This window comes from Desulfosediminicola ganghwensis (assembly GCF_005116675.2).
Lineage (GTDB): Bacteria > Desulfobacterota > Desulfobulbia > Desulfobulbales > Desulfocapsaceae > Desulfopila > Desulfopila ganghwensis.
Window position 1 is genome coordinate 2,189,687 of record NZ_CP050699.1, and the last position, 16,855, is coordinate 2,206,541.

General features: G+C 47.5%; 10 protein-coding genes and 1 tRNA gene. 8 read left to right on the plus strand and 3 right to left on the minus strand.

Annotated features, from left to right (window positions below):
* Positions 1–90 precede the first annotated feature (90 nt).
* The 7 genes from FCL45_RS09255 (at position 91) to FCL45_RS09285 (ending at position 9,552) form a co-directional block, all read left to right on the plus strand.
* Positions 91–354, plus strand: a complete 264-nt coding sequence (locus FCL45_RS09255; RefSeq protein WP_176360021.1) for a hypothetical protein — start codon at positions 91–93, stop codon at positions 352–354.
* A 764-nt stretch (positions 355–1,118) separates the two neighbouring features.
* On the plus strand, positions 1,119–3,209 hold the full coding sequence (locus FCL45_RS09260; protein ID WP_136799754.1) for a sigma 54-interacting transcriptional regulator: 2,091 nt from the start codon (positions 1,119–1,121) through the stop codon (positions 3,207–3,209).
* Between the two features lie 544 nt (positions 3,210–3,753).
* On the plus strand, positions 3,754–5,190 hold the full coding sequence (locus tag FCL45_RS09265; RefSeq protein WP_136799753.1) for a hypothetical protein: 1,437 nt from the start codon (positions 3,754–3,756) through the stop codon (positions 5,188–5,190).
* A gap of 4 nt (positions 5,191–5,194) precedes the next feature.
* Complete coding sequence (locus FCL45_RS09270; RefSeq protein WP_136799752.1) at positions 5,195–5,905, plus strand: NERD domain-containing protein; 711 nt, start codon at positions 5,195–5,197, stop codon at positions 5,903–5,905.
* 125 nt (positions 5,906–6,030) lie between these two features.
* Positions 6,031–7,188 (plus strand): iron-containing alcohol dehydrogenase, encoded by a 1,158-nt coding sequence (locus FCL45_RS09275; protein ID WP_136799751.1) that lies wholly within the window; start codon positions 6,031–6,033, stop codon positions 7,186–7,188.
* Between the two features lie 15 nt (positions 7,189–7,203).
* Complete coding sequence (locus FCL45_RS09280) at positions 7,204–8,979, plus strand: aldehyde ferredoxin oxidoreductase family protein (RefSeq protein WP_136799750.1); 1,776 nt, start codon at positions 7,204–7,206, stop codon at positions 8,977–8,979.
* A gap of 497 nt (positions 8,980–9,476) precedes the next feature.
* Positions 9,477–9,552, plus strand: a tRNA-Phe gene (locus tag FCL45_RS09285).
* 520 nt (positions 9,553–10,072) lie between these two features.
* Here the strand turns inward: FCL45_RS09285 and FCL45_RS09290 are convergent.
* Positions 10,073–12,295: a cation:dicarboxylate symporter family transporter gene (locus tag FCL45_RS09290; RefSeq protein WP_136799749.1), complete on the minus strand. Its 2,223-nt coding sequence runs from the start codon at positions 12,293–12,295 to the stop codon at positions 10,073–10,075.
* A gap of 214 nt (positions 12,296–12,509) precedes the next feature.
* Complete coding sequence (locus tag FCL45_RS09295; protein WP_136799748.1) at positions 12,510–13,625, minus strand: calcium:cation antiporter; 1,116 nt, start codon at positions 13,623–13,625, stop codon at positions 12,510–12,512.
* Positions 13,626–14,134: 509 nt separating this feature from the next.
* Here FCL45_RS09295 and FCL45_RS09300 point away from each other — a divergent pair.
* Positions 14,135–14,362 (plus strand): hypothetical protein, encoded by a 228-nt coding sequence (locus tag FCL45_RS09300; RefSeq protein WP_136799747.1) that lies wholly within the window; start codon positions 14,135–14,137, stop codon positions 14,360–14,362.
* 215 nt (positions 14,363–14,577) lie between these two features.
* Here the strand turns inward: FCL45_RS09300 and FCL45_RS09305 are convergent, their stop codons facing one another.
* On the minus strand, positions 14,578–15,804 hold the full coding sequence (locus FCL45_RS09305; protein WP_136799746.1) for a PP2C family protein-serine/threonine phosphatase: 1,227 nt from the start codon (positions 15,802–15,804) through the stop codon (positions 14,578–14,580).
* Positions 15,805–16,855 lie beyond the last annotated feature (1,051 nt).

The window sequence follows — 16,855 nt, forward strand, 5'->3', positions numbered from 1 at the left end:
AGGGGATAGATTGTTTCTCTGCTTGGAGAATGTTACGGTTATAGAACTGACTCAAGAAAACGGTTGGGCAACCTATGCTATTGCAGATGTGTGGAAGATCTGCAGAAATATAATTGGTTAGAAGAGGGGCGGGCTATGATAATTCTTGATACTGGCGGAATTAAGGAGCTGATGTTAGGAAGTTTCGTTGCTGCAGTATGTTTTGGTGCTCCCGTATTAATGAAATATACGTTTCCTGAACCTACGGCAATACACGAAGTGGTTAATGAAATGCCGTTTCTCGGTTGTCTGATTGTTGGTTTAACGTTTATCAGACTGTTGCAGCGCAAGAAGAATCTCGAAAAAGATACATAAAACTAATTAGTATGATTACGTTTTTGGCGACCCCACATTGAGTGAGAATAACCAGCACTCTTTAAAGGATAGAAGAGACAGTACTTTACTGTCAGGCATTACAACAGTGTTGCCTCCCAAGTAAGATACCGGAATGTTTTCCCCAAATTATGTAATGTTCCTGTAAGAACATACATTCATCAAAGCAAAATAGCAGTACAGTTATAACAAACAGAAGTGGGTGCGGAAAATTGGACCAGTAGTTAAGGTGGAGTCAAAACATCAAAAAGGACTTCACTCATGACCAAGAGAAGGAAATTTCAGCCGAATTTAAAGCAAAGGTTACCCTCGAAGCCCTGGTGTATCGCTTCTTTTTCATTGAAATCTCCTGTGTCCAAGTATGTTAACTCGGACTCCGGAAATTTCCAATTCACGCTGAGCCTATATATACCCAAGCCGTAAATTCGGCATCTTTGCTCTTGAGTGAGTTGGTGATAGTGTTTGTTGTGATTGTTCATGAAATACCGTGGTTAGGTGTGAGAGCTGAAACCATATCGTCAACTCACTCACTTTTCACCCTTCAGTCTGTTGCACTTATTGTATTACCCCAGCGATGAGCATAACAACAGTCGATCTGTTCTATTTGCCTCTCTTTCTCTGTCCGTGTTTCCGAGCGTAGAATCGATATTTGACCTTTTTCTTAAATTGGTGTTACTTAGCCGGAAAGGGCGTGGGGAAACAGTTTGGGAACTGACCTGCCGGTTCGCTTAGTGAAGGAGGGAGGGATGGATGTTCTTGATATTATGCATGACAGGATAGTGTTCCTGTCTGCTGATGCAACACTTCGGGATGCTGCGAAAAAGTGTGACCAAAACCGGGATAGGGAGATTGTTGTCAAAACGAGCGATGGCATCCCGGTAGGAGTTGTCACGCGCGATGATGTTGTCGCGGCGCTGGCGGCTGGGGCCATGCCTGACGCTAATGTCGGCAGCATGACCCGAAGTTCTGTCGGCAGTACTCTCTCGAATGTACCGATCGACTCACTTGTCAATGAACCATTTGATCGCTGGGTGGTGTATGATGAAGACCAAATTGCCGGCCTGCTGAGGCGTTCTGACTTCGATGTATTTCTCCTCAATACTCCCGATCATATTTTTGCTCTGCTCGACCCGCTGCTTGACTGTGTCGATGAGCCAATCGTCATAATCAACAATCAGTGCCGGGTGGTTGTTGTTAACGCTGCGGCCTGCAAAGAGTTCAAGGCCAAAAGAGAAGACGTTCTCGGGCAAGCAATAACAAACATGTTTGGGCCGACCTCGCCCAAAACCCTCCTTAAGAACAATGATTTCAAGCTGATTCAGAAGTTCAGGCAAAGCGACACCATCTATGTGGCAAATTGGACCTCCATTCGTCATGACGGGAGAATGATCGGAGGTTTTGCTATATTGCGTGACATAACCGACTACGAGTCGATGTCCACAGAGTTGGATCGAATAACTGATATTTCCAAGGAACTCAAGGCGATCATTGATTCTTCCTTTGATGGCATTTTTGTGACCGACGGGGAGAGTACAACTCTGAAAGTCAATACGGCCTATGAGCGCATAACAGGTGTCACCAGAGAAGAAGTCGTTGGCAGGACCATGAGTAGCCTGGTTGAGGAGGGCATTTATGATGAATCTGTCACCTTAAGGGTTCTTCGGGAAAAAATGCCTGTCACAATCGTACAGCATATCATGAAGACTGGCAAGACGGTCGTGGTGACAGGAAATCCGGTCTTTGACGGTGATGGCAACATCTTTCGGGTGGTGACCAACGTACGAGATGTAACCGAGTTGAATCAGTTGCAGAAAAAGATTAGCAAGATGGAACAGCTGCAGTCGCAATATGAGATAGAAATCCAGCAGCTGCGTATGCACGCTGATGATCAGAAGGATTTTGTCATAAAGTCGAAGAAAATGAAGGAGGTGTATACACTCGCTTTAAAGCTTGCCGAGGTGGACTCCACCGTTTTGATCCAAGGGGATTCCGGTGTTGGCAAAGAGGTCGTTTCCGAGATTATTCACCGCCACGGAGCGCGGCGGAATAGGCCTTTTGTCAAGCTCAGTTGTGCGGCAATCCCAGAAAATCTCTTGGAGTCGGAGCTGTTTGGGTATGCGCCGGGAGCCTTCACCGGAGCGAGCAAGGAGGGCAGGGCTGGTGTTTTTGAACTCGCTCACGGAGGAACCATCTTTCTTGATGAAATAGGGGAGATGCCGATGGGGCTGCAGGTAAAATTGTTACGCGTGCTGCAGGAGAGGGAGGTCGTCCGTATAGGTGGAGCCAAGCCCAAGAAAGTTGATATTCGCATCATGGCAGCAACGAACCGGGATCTGGAGCAGATGGTCCGTGAGAAGCTCTTTAGAAAAGATCTCTTCTACAGGCTCAATGTGGTGCCGGTTGTTATTCCTCCCCTCTGTGAAAGGAAAGAGGCCATTAGTCACTTTGTCTATTTCTTTCTCCGCAAGCACAACAAAAAACAGGGGTTGAGCAAGCAGATCACCACGGAGGCGCTGGAGGTCCTGGTCGGTTACGATTGGCCGGGAAATGTGCGGGAACTTGAAAATATGGTGGAGCAGCTGCTTATTATGGCACAGGGAGAGGTGATAACGGTCGAAGCCCTGCCAACCCGGCTGAGAACTCTGCTTTCACCAGTTGCCTCCGTGGCCCACGGGGAGAAACCATTCAAGGTGGCGCTTGAGGAGTTTGAGTGCAGGCTGCTTAAAGGTGCCATAGACAAGCACGGCAGTTCCCGTAAGGTAGCGAAAGCGCTGGGTATCAACCAGTCGACGGTGGTCCGCAAGGCCAACCGTTTCGGGATACAGTTTTGCGGGTGATCACCTGATGCCGGTCGGCATCAGGCGATGCGGATAAGCATCGGTGTCTTGGCATTCCTTTCGATAGAAGGGAAAACCAAATTGTTTGATAGCTGTTTAGAGTGAAAAATGAGTGTGGTTGATGCGAAACAGCATCAATTTTGTGGTGAATTGCTATGGTTGTCGAATATTCTTCCTCTGTTGAAAGCCATCTCCTTTCGATATTTCACTGTTCCCTTTCACCTCCTCCTGACAAAACATGTTTCTCATCGAAAACGGTGGGGTGGAACGTGGATGATGTCACTTTTATCCAGTTATGGCAAATGATTGCCAATCTGCTGGATATTCCCTTTCTGAATGACCATTCAAGGGATCCGTGTATCAGGTTGGTTGGGCCAAATCCAGTCTCATTTTCAAGGAATGACTGAAAATGACAAAAATGTACACTCCGGGCGCGCTTCTTGCTTTACTTGTAACCACCGGCACGATAGCCGGGTTCTCTGCGCGGAGAATTGATGAAATTCAAGCAGGACAATTATTCACGTTTAACCAGGAGTGATTGTACATGAAAGCAAAGAGAGAATATGGTGCATGCCAACCGGGCATACGTATGGGGTCGTTAACCTTCCGTTTGCCTTTCATCCACTACCGATTCGAAATAGCCGATTATCTGCAGGGGCTGCTGATGTGCACGGTTTGCCTTGCGATTATACCGGTACTGACGGGTAAACTGGGGATGTCCTTCGAGGTCGCACTGGCAATCGTCATTATCAACGGAACGCTGTACCTGGCTCATGTAACTTTCGGTGATCCCGTGATTCCGGGCTGGATAACCCCCGCAATTCCACTGCTGATTGCCTACGTTGAAACCTTCGCGCCCGGGGCTGCGCGGATGCAGGCACTTATTGCCTTTCAGCTCACCTTCGGAGTGTTTTGTGTCTTTCTCGGGGTGACCGGTCTGGCGAAGCGTTTTGTCTCCCTTATTCCCAATGCCGTGCAGTCAGCCATCTTGCTGGGGGCCGGCTTTTCCGCGGTCATGCTGGTCTTTAAGCCGGGCGAGGGCTTGAAGAGTTTTGACTCCAATCCATGGACCATTACCATCTGCATAGGTATCGCCTTTTATCTGTTGTTTTCAGAGCATTTCAAGAAGCTCAGGCGTAAGAACAAGTTCATGTATTACCTTGGTAACCTCGGCATGATGCCTGCGCTTGCCCTGGCAATTTTCGTCGGACCACTGCTTGGCGAGCTACCGTGGCCGACTTACGACGGCAGCATCATCACCCACCCTGATTTTGCAGGCCTGTTCAGGGACTTCACCGTATTTGGCAATATCCCGTTTCCCCCACTGGAGATGTTCATTACCGGTCTGCCCATGGTGATCAGCTGCTATATAGTTGTTTTCGGTGATGTAATTCAGTCACAGGCTCTGCTCGATGACGCCCAGAAATATCGTCCCGATGAGAATGTCGACTACAATCCCAACAGGTCCCACATCATTTTTGGTGTCCGTAACAGCATTATGAGTTTCCTCGGACCGGATATTTCCATGTGTGGCCCTCTCTGGGCGGCAATGCAGGTTGTGGTGTGTGAGCGGTACAAGCATGGTCCGAGAGCGATGGACTCCATCAATGGCGGCGCCGGTTCCTTCCGCATGGGAACCTGGACCGGTTATTTTCTTGCCCCGATCGTCTCCACAGTGAAACCGATCCTCGGAGTCGGTCTGGCCTCCACCATGCTGATTCAAGGCTATGTGAGTGTACGGGTTGGTGTGCTGAAGTCGCGGGGATTCAACGACCTCGGCATTGCCGGCGTCGCTGGCGCAATCCTTGCCACCCGAGGCGCCGCCTGGGGATTGGGCTCAGCAATTCTTCTTACTTTCTTGATTTACCTCAGCAGTTTTCCCAAGGCGTACGAGAAGGAAGATCCGATCTTTCCCTGCGATTCACCTGAGAATATTGAAAAGCAAGTCGCTGAAGCATTGAAAGGAAACATGAGGAACTGATCGAATGGCACAAATTGTCGGGTATCAACAGGGCAAGGAGCAGAAGGTTCCGCTCACCCAGGTAGCCCTGATAGTCATAGTTGGGTTTTCCCTCATCGGTTTCATGCTGGTGTCTGATCAGAAGTGGCAGGAGCATATGGTCTCTTTGGTATGCGCCGTACTGGTGATTCTGGTCCTGGTCTATTTCGCATCCAACAGGAAAAACCCAAACTGGTGGAAGCGGTATTTCAAGAAAGCCGACCACGCGCGTCACTTGCAGGGAGAAAAAAAGATTGTCGAGGCTCTCAGCAAACTGGGTGACGATTACACCATCCTCTGTGGCTTCACCCTGGAGTTGATCCATGTGAGTTTTTTGGTCCTGTCACCGAAAGGGATCTTTGTCATTGGCAAGGCTACGTTACCCGGAGCGATTCGGGTAGAGCAGGAGACTCTTATGGCCGGTGATGAATCCCTTGCCAAGTGTACCGGCAATTTGTGGCGAGTAAGTCATCTGGTGAATCTATTGATAAAGAAAGGTTATAGCACTGAAATCATGCCCAAGCCAATCCTGGTTCCAACCCATAGCGATTCATTGCAAGAGGCGCTGTTTGACGGCATATCCATCGTCAAGCCAGAAGGGTTGGCATTGCTGGTTGAAACACTCGCAACAGAGGAAATTCGACCAGACCTGATACACGGTTTCACGGCTTATCTGTATCAAAGGTATTTCAAATAATTTGGGCATATGTGAGCACTTCTCAATGCGGGCAGCTTATGCTGTCTGCTAGAGGTGCTTGAATATGGCCCCTTACGACATGCACATCGCGCCAATCTCCGGGCGGTGTGTCAGGAGATGCTGTTATGTCAAATATAAAGATGTTTCGTACCACCGAGCGCCTGGTCATGGGAGCCGGTGCAATCAATAATATCGTTCAGGAAATAGCCGCTCTGGGGGGCAGCAAACCGATGATCGTCACTGATCCCGGCCTGGTGGCCACAGGCATCATCGAGCGCCTGGAGGAACTCCTGAGTGAAGGAGGGTTGCAATGTGCCAGATTCGACAAGGTCGAGGCTGATCCCCGTTATGAACTGGTCAATGAAGTCGTGCAGCTGGTACAGGCAGAAGGTGTTGACTGCATTATCGGTATCGGTGGCGGCTCTTCCCTGGATATCGCCAAAATCGTTGCGGTAATGGTCAACAACCCAGGCAGCGTGGCAGAATATTTCGGTATCGATCTGGTGAAAAAGCCTGGTCTGCCCATGGTGCTGATTCCGACCACTGCCGGCACCGGCAGCGAGGTTACCCCGATCGTCATTTTGTCCGATCATCAAGAAAAACTGAAGAAAGGAGTGGTCAGCTCACATCTCTTTCCTGATTGCGCGCTGCTCGATGCGGAGTTGACGGTCGGTCTGCCGCCTGCGGTGACCGCTGCCACCGGCATGGATGCGCTTATTCACGCCATGGAAGCCTATACCTCGATCAACGCCAACTCAACCACGGATATGCTGGCAGTCAAGGCGATGGAGCTGATTTTCGATAATATCAGGACAGCTTACGCCAACGGGCAGGACATCGAGGCGCGAGAGAAGATGCTCGAGGGCAGCATGCTTGCCGGCATGGCCTTTGCCAATGCCGGGGTGACCGCCGTTCATGCCTTTGCCTATCCGATAGGTGCAGAGTTCCATATTCCCCATGGTATCGCCAACACCATCATGCTGACACCGGTGATGGAGTTCAATCTCATAGGAAATATAGAGAAATTTGCTGAAATTGCGAAAATTTTCGGGGAAGGCGAAAAGGGCATGAGCCAGCGAAAGCTGGCAGAACTCGGAGTGGCTGCAGTCAAACAGCTGGCGGATGACCTCAATGTACCCCAAAACCTTACTGCGTATGGGGTGAAGGACGAGGATATACCGGGTTTGGCGGAAGGAGTGATGAAGGTTACACGCCTTTTAGCCAATAATCCGAGGACGCTTCAGCAGGAAGATGCTGAAAACATCTATCGGCGTGTTCTTTAGCGGGGAGGAGGGCTTGTGTACGGATTCTATAATAAACTTTTGAAAATAGATGTTACTGATAACAGCTTTGAGTCAATTGAAATCACAGATGAACTGCTGCGTGAGCAAATGGGTGGCAAGGGTTTGGCCAGTCACCTGTTGATGCAGCTCAACCCCCCGGGGGTGGATCCTCTGGGGCCTGATAACCACCTTATTTTCTCTGTCGGGCCTGTGGCGGCGACACGGGTCTGGGGTTCCTGCCGGTACGGGGTGTTCACCAAATCCCCCCAGACCGGTTTCTATGCAGAGTCCTACTCCGGTGGAACCGTGGCCGAATACATCGCCGCGACCGGCTACGACGCCATTGTTTTCCATGGGCGCTCAGAAGAGCTGGTGTGGGTGGAAGTATCGGATGACACCGTGCGGTTCCATTCGGCGGAGCAGCTGCGTGGCCTGGACACCTATGCCACCGAGGACCGAATCAAACAGTGGATTTCCGCTAACAGACCGGAGACACCAAAATGCGGGGTGTCGGTGGTGGGTCCGGCCGCCGAGAACGGGGTGACGTTTGCCTTGATTGAAAACGACTACTGGCGATCTGCGGGACGAACCGGCGCCGGCGCCGTGCTGGGTGCCAAAAACATCAAGGCCATCGCTTTTCACGGCAGGCAGAAAGCCGAGGTGGCTGATCCTAAACTGGTGGCCGCATTTGCCCGGGAGTTGTCGGAAAGAAGCAAGACCGACAATGGGGTGAAGGCGTATAAAAAGCTCGGCACCCCAATGATGGTCGACGTGCTCAATGAGGCCCGGGCATTTCCGACCAGGTACTGGTCGAAAGGGCAGAGCGAACATCGGGAAAATATCAACGCCACCGCCTTGCATGAGCGGTGCGAGGTCAGACCCAATGCCTGCAGAAAATGTTTCATGGCCTGCGGGCGCCTGTCGACGGTCAAGAGCGGGAAACATCAAGGCCTGACCGTCGAAGGACCGGAGTACGAGACCATTTACGCCTTTGGTGGCCTCTGCGAAGTGGATAACATTGAGGATATCCTCTATCTCAACGACCTCTGCGACCGGTTGGGTATGGACACCATCACCGCAGGTAATTTGGTGGGGTTGGCCATTGAAGCCGTGCTTCAGGGTCGTATCGAGCTGGATCTGAGCTATGGAGATACCGAGGCAATTGCCCGACTCTTGCGGGACATTGCCTATCGGCAGGGCTATGGCGATGTGTTGGCCGATGGCATCAAGGTGGCTGCGGAGCAGTGGGACATGGTGGATCAAGCAATCCATGTCAAGGGACTGGAACCGGCCGGGTACGACCCGAGGGTTCTGAAAGGTATGGGGCTTGCCTACGGCACCTCCGCCCGTGGCGCCTGTCATCTGCGGGCGACCTTCTATAAACCGGAAATTACCGGAATGAGCGACCCCGAGAAAATTCAGGGCAAGTCTGAGATGTTCGTTGAATGGGAAGACCGGCTCACCTTTTTTGATACGCTGATTCTCTGTCGATTCTACCGCGACATGTACCAGTGGCAGGAGTTGGCCACCATGGTAAAAGGAGTAACCGGTCTTGATCTAAGTGAACAAGCCATGGTAGCTATTTCAAGACGTATCACTGATAACACCAGGTTGTTCAATATCCGTGAGGGATTGACCGTTGAGGATGATAGACTGCCCAAGCGGTTTGCCAGAGAGGTCTTGCCTGAATCTGGCCGGGTGATCTCTGAGGAAAATATGACCATTCTTCTGGGGAATTACTACAAAACCAGGGGCTGGGACGAGGAAGGTATACCGGTGCCTAAAGGTTAGAACGAAATCGAGATACAGAGTGACTCGTGGAGTTGTGGTGGTGCCCTGTTTAGGGCGCCACCTGGCTCGGGGGTACATAACCGCTGGAGTGAGAATGTTTGTTGTATCACCGGAAGCACTGGAATACGTAAAAAAGAAAGGAAGCGATATAACTGTTTGGCTTGAATTTACTCATTCGGCAGGTGGCTGATGTGGTGGAAGGCAGGTTATTGCCTGCACCCCGGCGGTTCGCTTGGGAAAACCTTCATGCCCGGAGAAGTATCAAAGTACGGTTCTTGAGGATGTTACTATATGGTTTGGTGACAATATTAAACCCGAAAAGGAATATGCAGTTATATCTCTGAAAAAGTTATGGTTCCTAAAAGAGCTGGTAGTCGATGGCGTACAATCGTTTGTCCGGCATGACTGATACCTGTTGCCGGGGCCAATTTATAACCACCCTCGCAGATGTTTTGTAAATGGCATACCCACCCAACGCGTTACACACTATACGCGGTGCCGGGATAGCTCAGTCGGTAGGGCAACGGCTTGAAAATCCGTGTGTCCCTGGTTCGATTCCTGGTCTCGGCACCATTTAGATAGAAAGCCCTTTCAGCAACATGCTGGAAGGGCTTTTTTCGTTTCCTGAATTTGTCCGGTCGTGTTTGCGGACGTTTTTCAATTGCCTGCAGTTATCGTGTGTCGCTCATTGGGTAGGATAATCCTTGGCGGCAATGATGGGGGAGATTCGTTCACGTGTTTGCGCATCTGCTTTTATTGCGTCAGAGTATATCTCTATTCAGTCCGAGCTTTGAAGATCCTATAACCTACCCCAGCCGAAATTATTTAATATCAGAGGAATGACCTACACTGTCGTGAATCTTATACATTGCCTAACGCCTTGTTGTTCTTGATCGCTAACGGCGCTGCCAAAGATAAGCAGGAAACACGTTAACTTCAAGAGGAAGACAACATGGATAACCTTCGGTTTGGCAATAAAAAATTCAATGCTCACAATCCAGCGTTACGGTTGAGGTTACCAAATAATTCACGTATGTCGTATCTGGCAGAAACATACCTCGACAATAGCCCATAAAAATCATCGTACATCGCGTCACCACTTCAAAACATCCCGAAGAATAGACCACCGGGGTAATTTATCACGCTTCATCGCATCACCCAACATCCAGTGGTTATATAGTGCATCAACCACTCCGTACGATTTCTCGTTGAGCAGCCAGGCGTTTATTGCCAGAAGCAACTGTTTATTGTCACGGGCAACAGCATAAACAACGGGTTCTCTGATTACAGGTTTAGGTACTACAAGAGTAAAGGCCGGGTAAAGCAATGTCACAGCAGCACCTTCCTCAGCTAAATCCAGTATTGCATCAACACTATCGAGATTGTTTTCAAGCATCCTCACCTGTTCTTCTCTATTCTGAATGGGCACAATTGTTGCCTTTGGCAGGGCCATTGAAAGCTTGGATAAGTTGCTGATGTTATTTTCAACAGCCACAGTGAAAGACTCTTTTTTAAGTAATATCTCTTGCCAGTTCAGGTAATCATTTCTGTTATGATCTCGTACAATCAGGCCCAAAGATGAGACATAAACTGTCGATGTCAATGAAAATTGATTTGTTTTTTGCCAGGAAACGGACACACTCCGTGTATATACGTCACATGCACTATTATTAAGGAACTGTGCTGCTTCTTGTTCTGATTCGGTTGCTATAAACTCGAGAGGCAAGCCAAATTTCTTTGCAAGCCTGTGCGCCATCTCAATATCAAAACCTACGAGTTGAGAGCGATTCTCATCCGTGAAAAACGATGAAGGATATTCGTCAGGTTGAAAACACACTCTCAACACCCCTCTTTCAACTATCTGCTCAGAATTTGCTGGTTTTGCATCTGTTTCAGTGACACCACCGTCATGGTCGTATCTGATAGTGAACGGTTGAGGAGTACCCCAAAATTGCATACTCTGCAGGGCTTTGTCCTTGGTATAATGAACAACAATAAAGGTAGAATATAACCAGCGAACTCCGAGTAAGATTGCAGTAATGAGCAAGATACTTATGACAGTCACCTGTACAAGCTGGCGCCAGTTGAAATAGGTTCTTCGTAACAACAGCATGGTACCGATCAAACCAATTGTTGCATATTGCATCGCAGATAACAGCGTTCCAAAACGTGAGGTTATTACATCAACAGAGACGAAGACCTGAAAAAGATCTGCGGGGAGATGCATGAGGTCCAGCAAAAACGGTATAGTCTTTATTGTGCCAGCAAACAAAGCGGGTACTCCGGCAGCAAAGAGCAGAGGATAGGAAGATGCAGAAACCTCCGAACCGATATACCACCCACCGAAAAGAAGAAATGATAGTGAGAGTACCCCCATGACACTGGGGAAAGTATAAAAGGTCGGGATTAAGACTTCGACCGATGAATCAGCATCATCCGGCGAAACTGATGGTAATTCGGCCGCATTGATAATTTTTTTACACTGCTCTATGAGCTGAGGTAACACAATTAGAGAACTCCCGGTTGCAAAAGCAGTGATTAAAGGAGTTCGCAGTTCGGAGATGATTCGTCGATAACGAAAGGGTGTAAAAACTGTAATCAGTCCAGGTAAAACAAAGAGGGCCAGAATGAGGCAAATTGCTGAGTAAATAACAACATACACCTGCAGTCGAGCAAAGTCCGCTACATCCGTTGTTCCTGCCATATCTGCCATAAGTGCAAATACGCCTATCGGACTGAGTTTTGAAATAATGGAGGTGATCTTCATGGTAGCCTGTTGAATCAACGTCAGGGGCTCCAGTACCTTTATTTTCTGTGAAAGTCCAATAAGAGCAATACCAAGCAAAATACTAAAGATAACAATGGCAGGAACAGCACCTTCGGCATAGGAGCTAAAAGGGTTTGAGGGAATGAAAAGTCGCTGGAAATCAAATGGAACTGGCTCAGTAATTTGACTTGTACTGAAAAACGACGATGTAATCCAGGAAGGAAATGCTATTGGAATGAGTATCACCAATGAAACCGCTATCGCCCAGATAACGAGCAGGATGCTTCCACCCTTGATAGCCAGAGATTTCACCTCCTCATAGTGGAGAGATCCTATTCCGGTGATCAATGCCAGAGAAATGTAAGGGATTACTGTGATCTGTAATAATTGAATAAAAACTTCACCTACAATTTTCAACCACCCCACTTGTTCACCAAAAAATAGACCAGTGATAATACCCAAAAAGACGCTGAGTAAAACCTGTTCGGGCAGACCAAAGCGAAGGGTGGCAGAGGGGGGGGGAGTTGGCGGCATATTGGAATTACTCATGGGTGTATTTTCCCTTGACTTGTTGAACCGACATTCTGTGATACAGGGTGAGCTAGTAAATTAAATGGTCGTGGGTGATCAGAAGAGATCAGACTTTACTAGCATACGTAATTGACGACTCTAATTTCGATCGAAGAATTTGACACCATGAAATGTTGAACAAAAAACTTTACAGTAAATCGATTTATTTTTTATCATCCTCTCGTTTGCAAACCTAGTCGAAGATCATGACTAAATACGTAACAAAAAGAATCAGATGAACCACTCCATGAATTATATTTGTCTTGTTACTGGAAAAGGTCACGATAGAAACAACCAATGTTGTGATTAGTAAAACCATGTCCACCTGACCAAGACCAAGAACCACTTTGCTGCCGGTCGCAAGACCAATCAGCAAAATTGCCGGTACAGTCAAGCCTATAGTGGCAAGGGCCGAGCCAAGGCAAATATTGACTGAACGCTGGAGTTTATCAGAGGTGGCTGATTTAATGGCCGCAACACCTTCAGGTGCAAGAACCAGCACCGCAATCAAAACACCTCCAAGGGCCATTGGAGCATTGTATGCTACAATCTTGTAATCGATAATCTTTGCCATGTTTTTTGAAAGTAAAACGATAGGCAGCATATTGAGAAGCAGCAGACACGCGTGATATGGCACTGAGCGAATAACCAGGTTGCCATGGTCATGCTCACCTTCCGGGTCACCACCTGGTATCATAAAGAACCCTTGATGACGCATGGTCTGTATTGCCAGGAAGGTACCATAGAGTGAAACAGAGGCAAGAATACCAAAAATCATCTGAGTAGTAGAATATGTCCCCCGTTCAGTGGCAAGGGTAAAATCTGGCAGGATGAGGCTCAGAACCGATAGTGGAATGAGAACAGTGAGGAAGGTATTGGCACCCTGAAGATTATGGACTTGTTCTAAATGGCGTAAACCTCCACAAAGTAATGAAATGCCGATCAACCCATTGAGTACTATCATCAATACAGCAAACATCATGTCGCGACCGAGGGTCGGGTTTTGATCCCCTGTTAGCATAACTGCTGAGATCATCACAACCTCGATACTGATTACTGAAAGTGTAAGAATGAGTGTGCCATAGGGCTCACCAAGCTTAATTGCCAGGCAGTCAGCATGTTTGACCACACCAAAAGACAACCACAGCATGATAAGGAAAAGCCAGAAGAAAAAGGCTGTTGGTAAAACCGCACCTGACATGTTGGTCAGCGAGGCCTTGCCCAAAAGTAGAAAACAGGCAAGAGTTATCAAACCAGCCAGTAGACCAACTTCTTCCTTTACGAACTTACCTAACGTATCTCTGTTCATCCTACTCCTAACTTGCTTTTGAATTATATTTAAATAAGTAAAAGCTTGAAGCACCCGTAGAGATATAGACCTACATGAAGTCTTTGATAGATAACCAACAGCAATACACTTTATCGTAATGATAGAGGCTATTATTTGTAATGTAAACTATTTAAGCAAATCTGAAAATTCACTCGAGTTCCTGTTACGGTTCACTTAATGCGTATTGGAACAGTTGTTCCATCAACGGCAAAGGGCTGTGGACAATTCCACTTTGGTGTCAACCACCCTGATCAAGCCTAAACAGCCCCTCTGTAGGAGAAGATCTATCTGAGCATGTGCCAGCCTGTCAGGAGAATCCTCACCGCCTGGATTGCAGTTTTTTAAAAGAGCCGAGGGGATAGATTGTTTCTCTGCTTATAGAATGTTACGGTTATAGAACCGACTCAAGCAAACGGTTGGGCAACCTGAGCTATTGCAGATGCGTAGAAGATCTACAGAAATATAAATGGTGAGAAGAGGGGTGGGCTATGAGAATTCTTGATACCGGCGGAATTAAGGAACTGATGTTAGGTAGTTTCGTGGCTGCAGTATGTTTTGGTGCTCCCGCATTGATGAAATATACGTTTCCTGATCCTACGGCAATACACGAAGTTGTGAATGAAATGCCGTTTCTCGGTTGTCTGATTGTTGGTTTAACGTTTCTCAGATTGTTGCAGCGTAAGAAGAATCTCGAAAAAGATGCAGAAAATAATTAGTGGGATCAGGTTCTTGGTGACCCCGCATTGAGTGAGAATAACCGGCACTCTTTAAAGGATAGAAGAGACTACTTGCAAATCAGGCATTACAACAGTGTTGCGCCCCAAGTAAGGTACCGGAATGTTTCCCCCAAATTATGTAATGTTCCTGTAAGAACATACATTCATCAAAGCAAAACAGGCAAAACAGGCAAAACAGGAACATCAATTGATTGCTAAATAATTTTCACGATAACTATGGTAATATCATCCGCTTGAGCGACTCCTGAGGTAAAACTGTTATGCTCCTGAATGATCTGGTCAAGAATGTTCTTCGCTGTTTGAGTTGAATGTTGTCGGACTATATTTTGCATGCGTTCTTTACCAAACATTTCATTATCTTGGTTGCAGGCTTCATAGATACCATCTGTTGTCAACAGAAGAACTTGATGAGGTGCCAGGCTCTCGAATTGCTGCTGATGGTAGTCATAATCCTTATCAATACCGAGTGCGAGACCGGGGCCTTTCAACTCCGTAAAGAGATCGGTAACCGGGTCGTACAGAACTGCGGGGTCGTGCCCGGCGCGAACCCACTCCATGCTCGTATGACACCGATCCAGAGTAAGATAAAACAATGTCATGAACCTGCCGTTTTTTTCCATATCTTCGGTCAAATGTCGATTCATGGCCATCACTATATCCTTCACTGCTCCTTGCTGTGACGCCCGCATCCTAAGAAATGCTCGAGCACTTGCCATCAGAAGAGCGGCATCAACGCCATGTCCGCTAATATCGCCTATGATTATCGATAAAGATCCATTCCCCGTTGTAGATTCGGGTAAATAATCGAAATAATCACCACCCACCTCATCACAGGGGAATGTTTTTCCTGCGATATCGAGGCCGTCAATAATGGGATCATCCTCAGGCAAGAGGCTCTTCTGCACTTCTGCCGCAAGTTGAAGAGCTTTTTTCTTCTCATGAATATCGATCACAATACCCTGGTGGTAACGGGTTCCTGTAGAGGGGTCTTCGAAAATTGAGGTGCGATCCTCGATCCAGCGAATATCACCATTGCCGGTGATAATACGATATGTCTGAGAGTAGCTCTCTATCCCTTGTTTTACAAAATCCTGTATTTCCTTTAGAGTTCTCGCTGAATCTTCATGATAGACAATATCCCTGAACATGATTTTTCCCACCAGAAAGTCTTCTGCATGATAACCAAAGCACGAGATGTTTGGAGACACATAGACCATTTTACGCTTTTTGGGATCATCGGCTGCCAAACGACGAAAGAGGATGGCGTTACTGTTTTCAAGTATAATTTCAGTCAGTGATAACGCGCCTAAGTTTTCGACTTCCTGCTCTTTGGATTTCAGTCGATGAGTCAACTCCGCAATCTCTTCTCGCAGGGAACGGTTTATGGATTCAAGGGTGCTGCATTCTTTATCCGAGGTCATTATCAGTTGCTCCAGAAGCCTGTATTGTCAATTTCCGTTTCATTAGAAGGGGGCTAGCCGCCTGCTATAAACAGGTTAGAGCACCTTCTGGCCCAGATCAAGTCCTGTATTTCACTAAGTTTACTGCTAAACCAGGTTCTATTTTTGCGAAAAATGAGACACTCAATCATGTAACGAGTTATTAACCAGGAGCCTGTCGGAGAAAACCCTTTTCCCCAAGTCGGCATTATAAATGGAAAATTAATGCTTGTAATATCAGCCATATGGTCCGGCATGATCTGCCACCCCCCTCGATGTCTCGATCTGTGCAATAATTGCAATTCTCCGACAGGCTTCGAGTAAAGTGAACAGGTAGAGACCAGAGGAATTCACTCAATATCCTCCAGAGGCTTTTTTTTGAACTTGTGGTGTCTGAGCCTGAGAGAGAAATCAAAGATGATGCATCGTTTGAAAATGCTTTTCTTGATAAACGGGAAAGCCGATTTTGCTGTGGTCGATAGCAGTAGTAGTTTTGCAGTATCAATGTAATCAGGAATTTTTGTGCAGGATTAGGATTCTCAGGTCCCACTCCGGTCGTCTGGAGGTTGAAGGACAACTTCTGCAAATAGCATTTGAATTGTCATCGTGCGGAGCAGACACTGCAACTGTGGCGCAAAGAAGCTGTAAAACTGGTGCTGGAGCCGGGTAAAGGCGGCTGACATAATGAATGATTCAGTCAGGCAGGGAGCAAAGAGACGGGAAGGAGGCAAACCTTACCAAGATCTCTGGGGAGAGGCGTTACACCAAGACAAAAATTGTGTTGGGTGAAAATCAGCTTGGCGCGGTGCGGATGCATGAGGAAAAATCAGGACTGTAATGAACTACGAACTCTACGCAGTCTAACCAATTGCTGGCCTTTTTCCATGTGGTTTATACCGCTCCGGTATGGGAAAAGATACTTCTCCATCTATCTGAAAATTGGTGCTATTATTTTAAATCGGTTGGTTGTGTATTGCTTATAAAGACATGGATGAGACAAAAGTCAAAGGGGTTTCGTATCCTGTATGTTCTC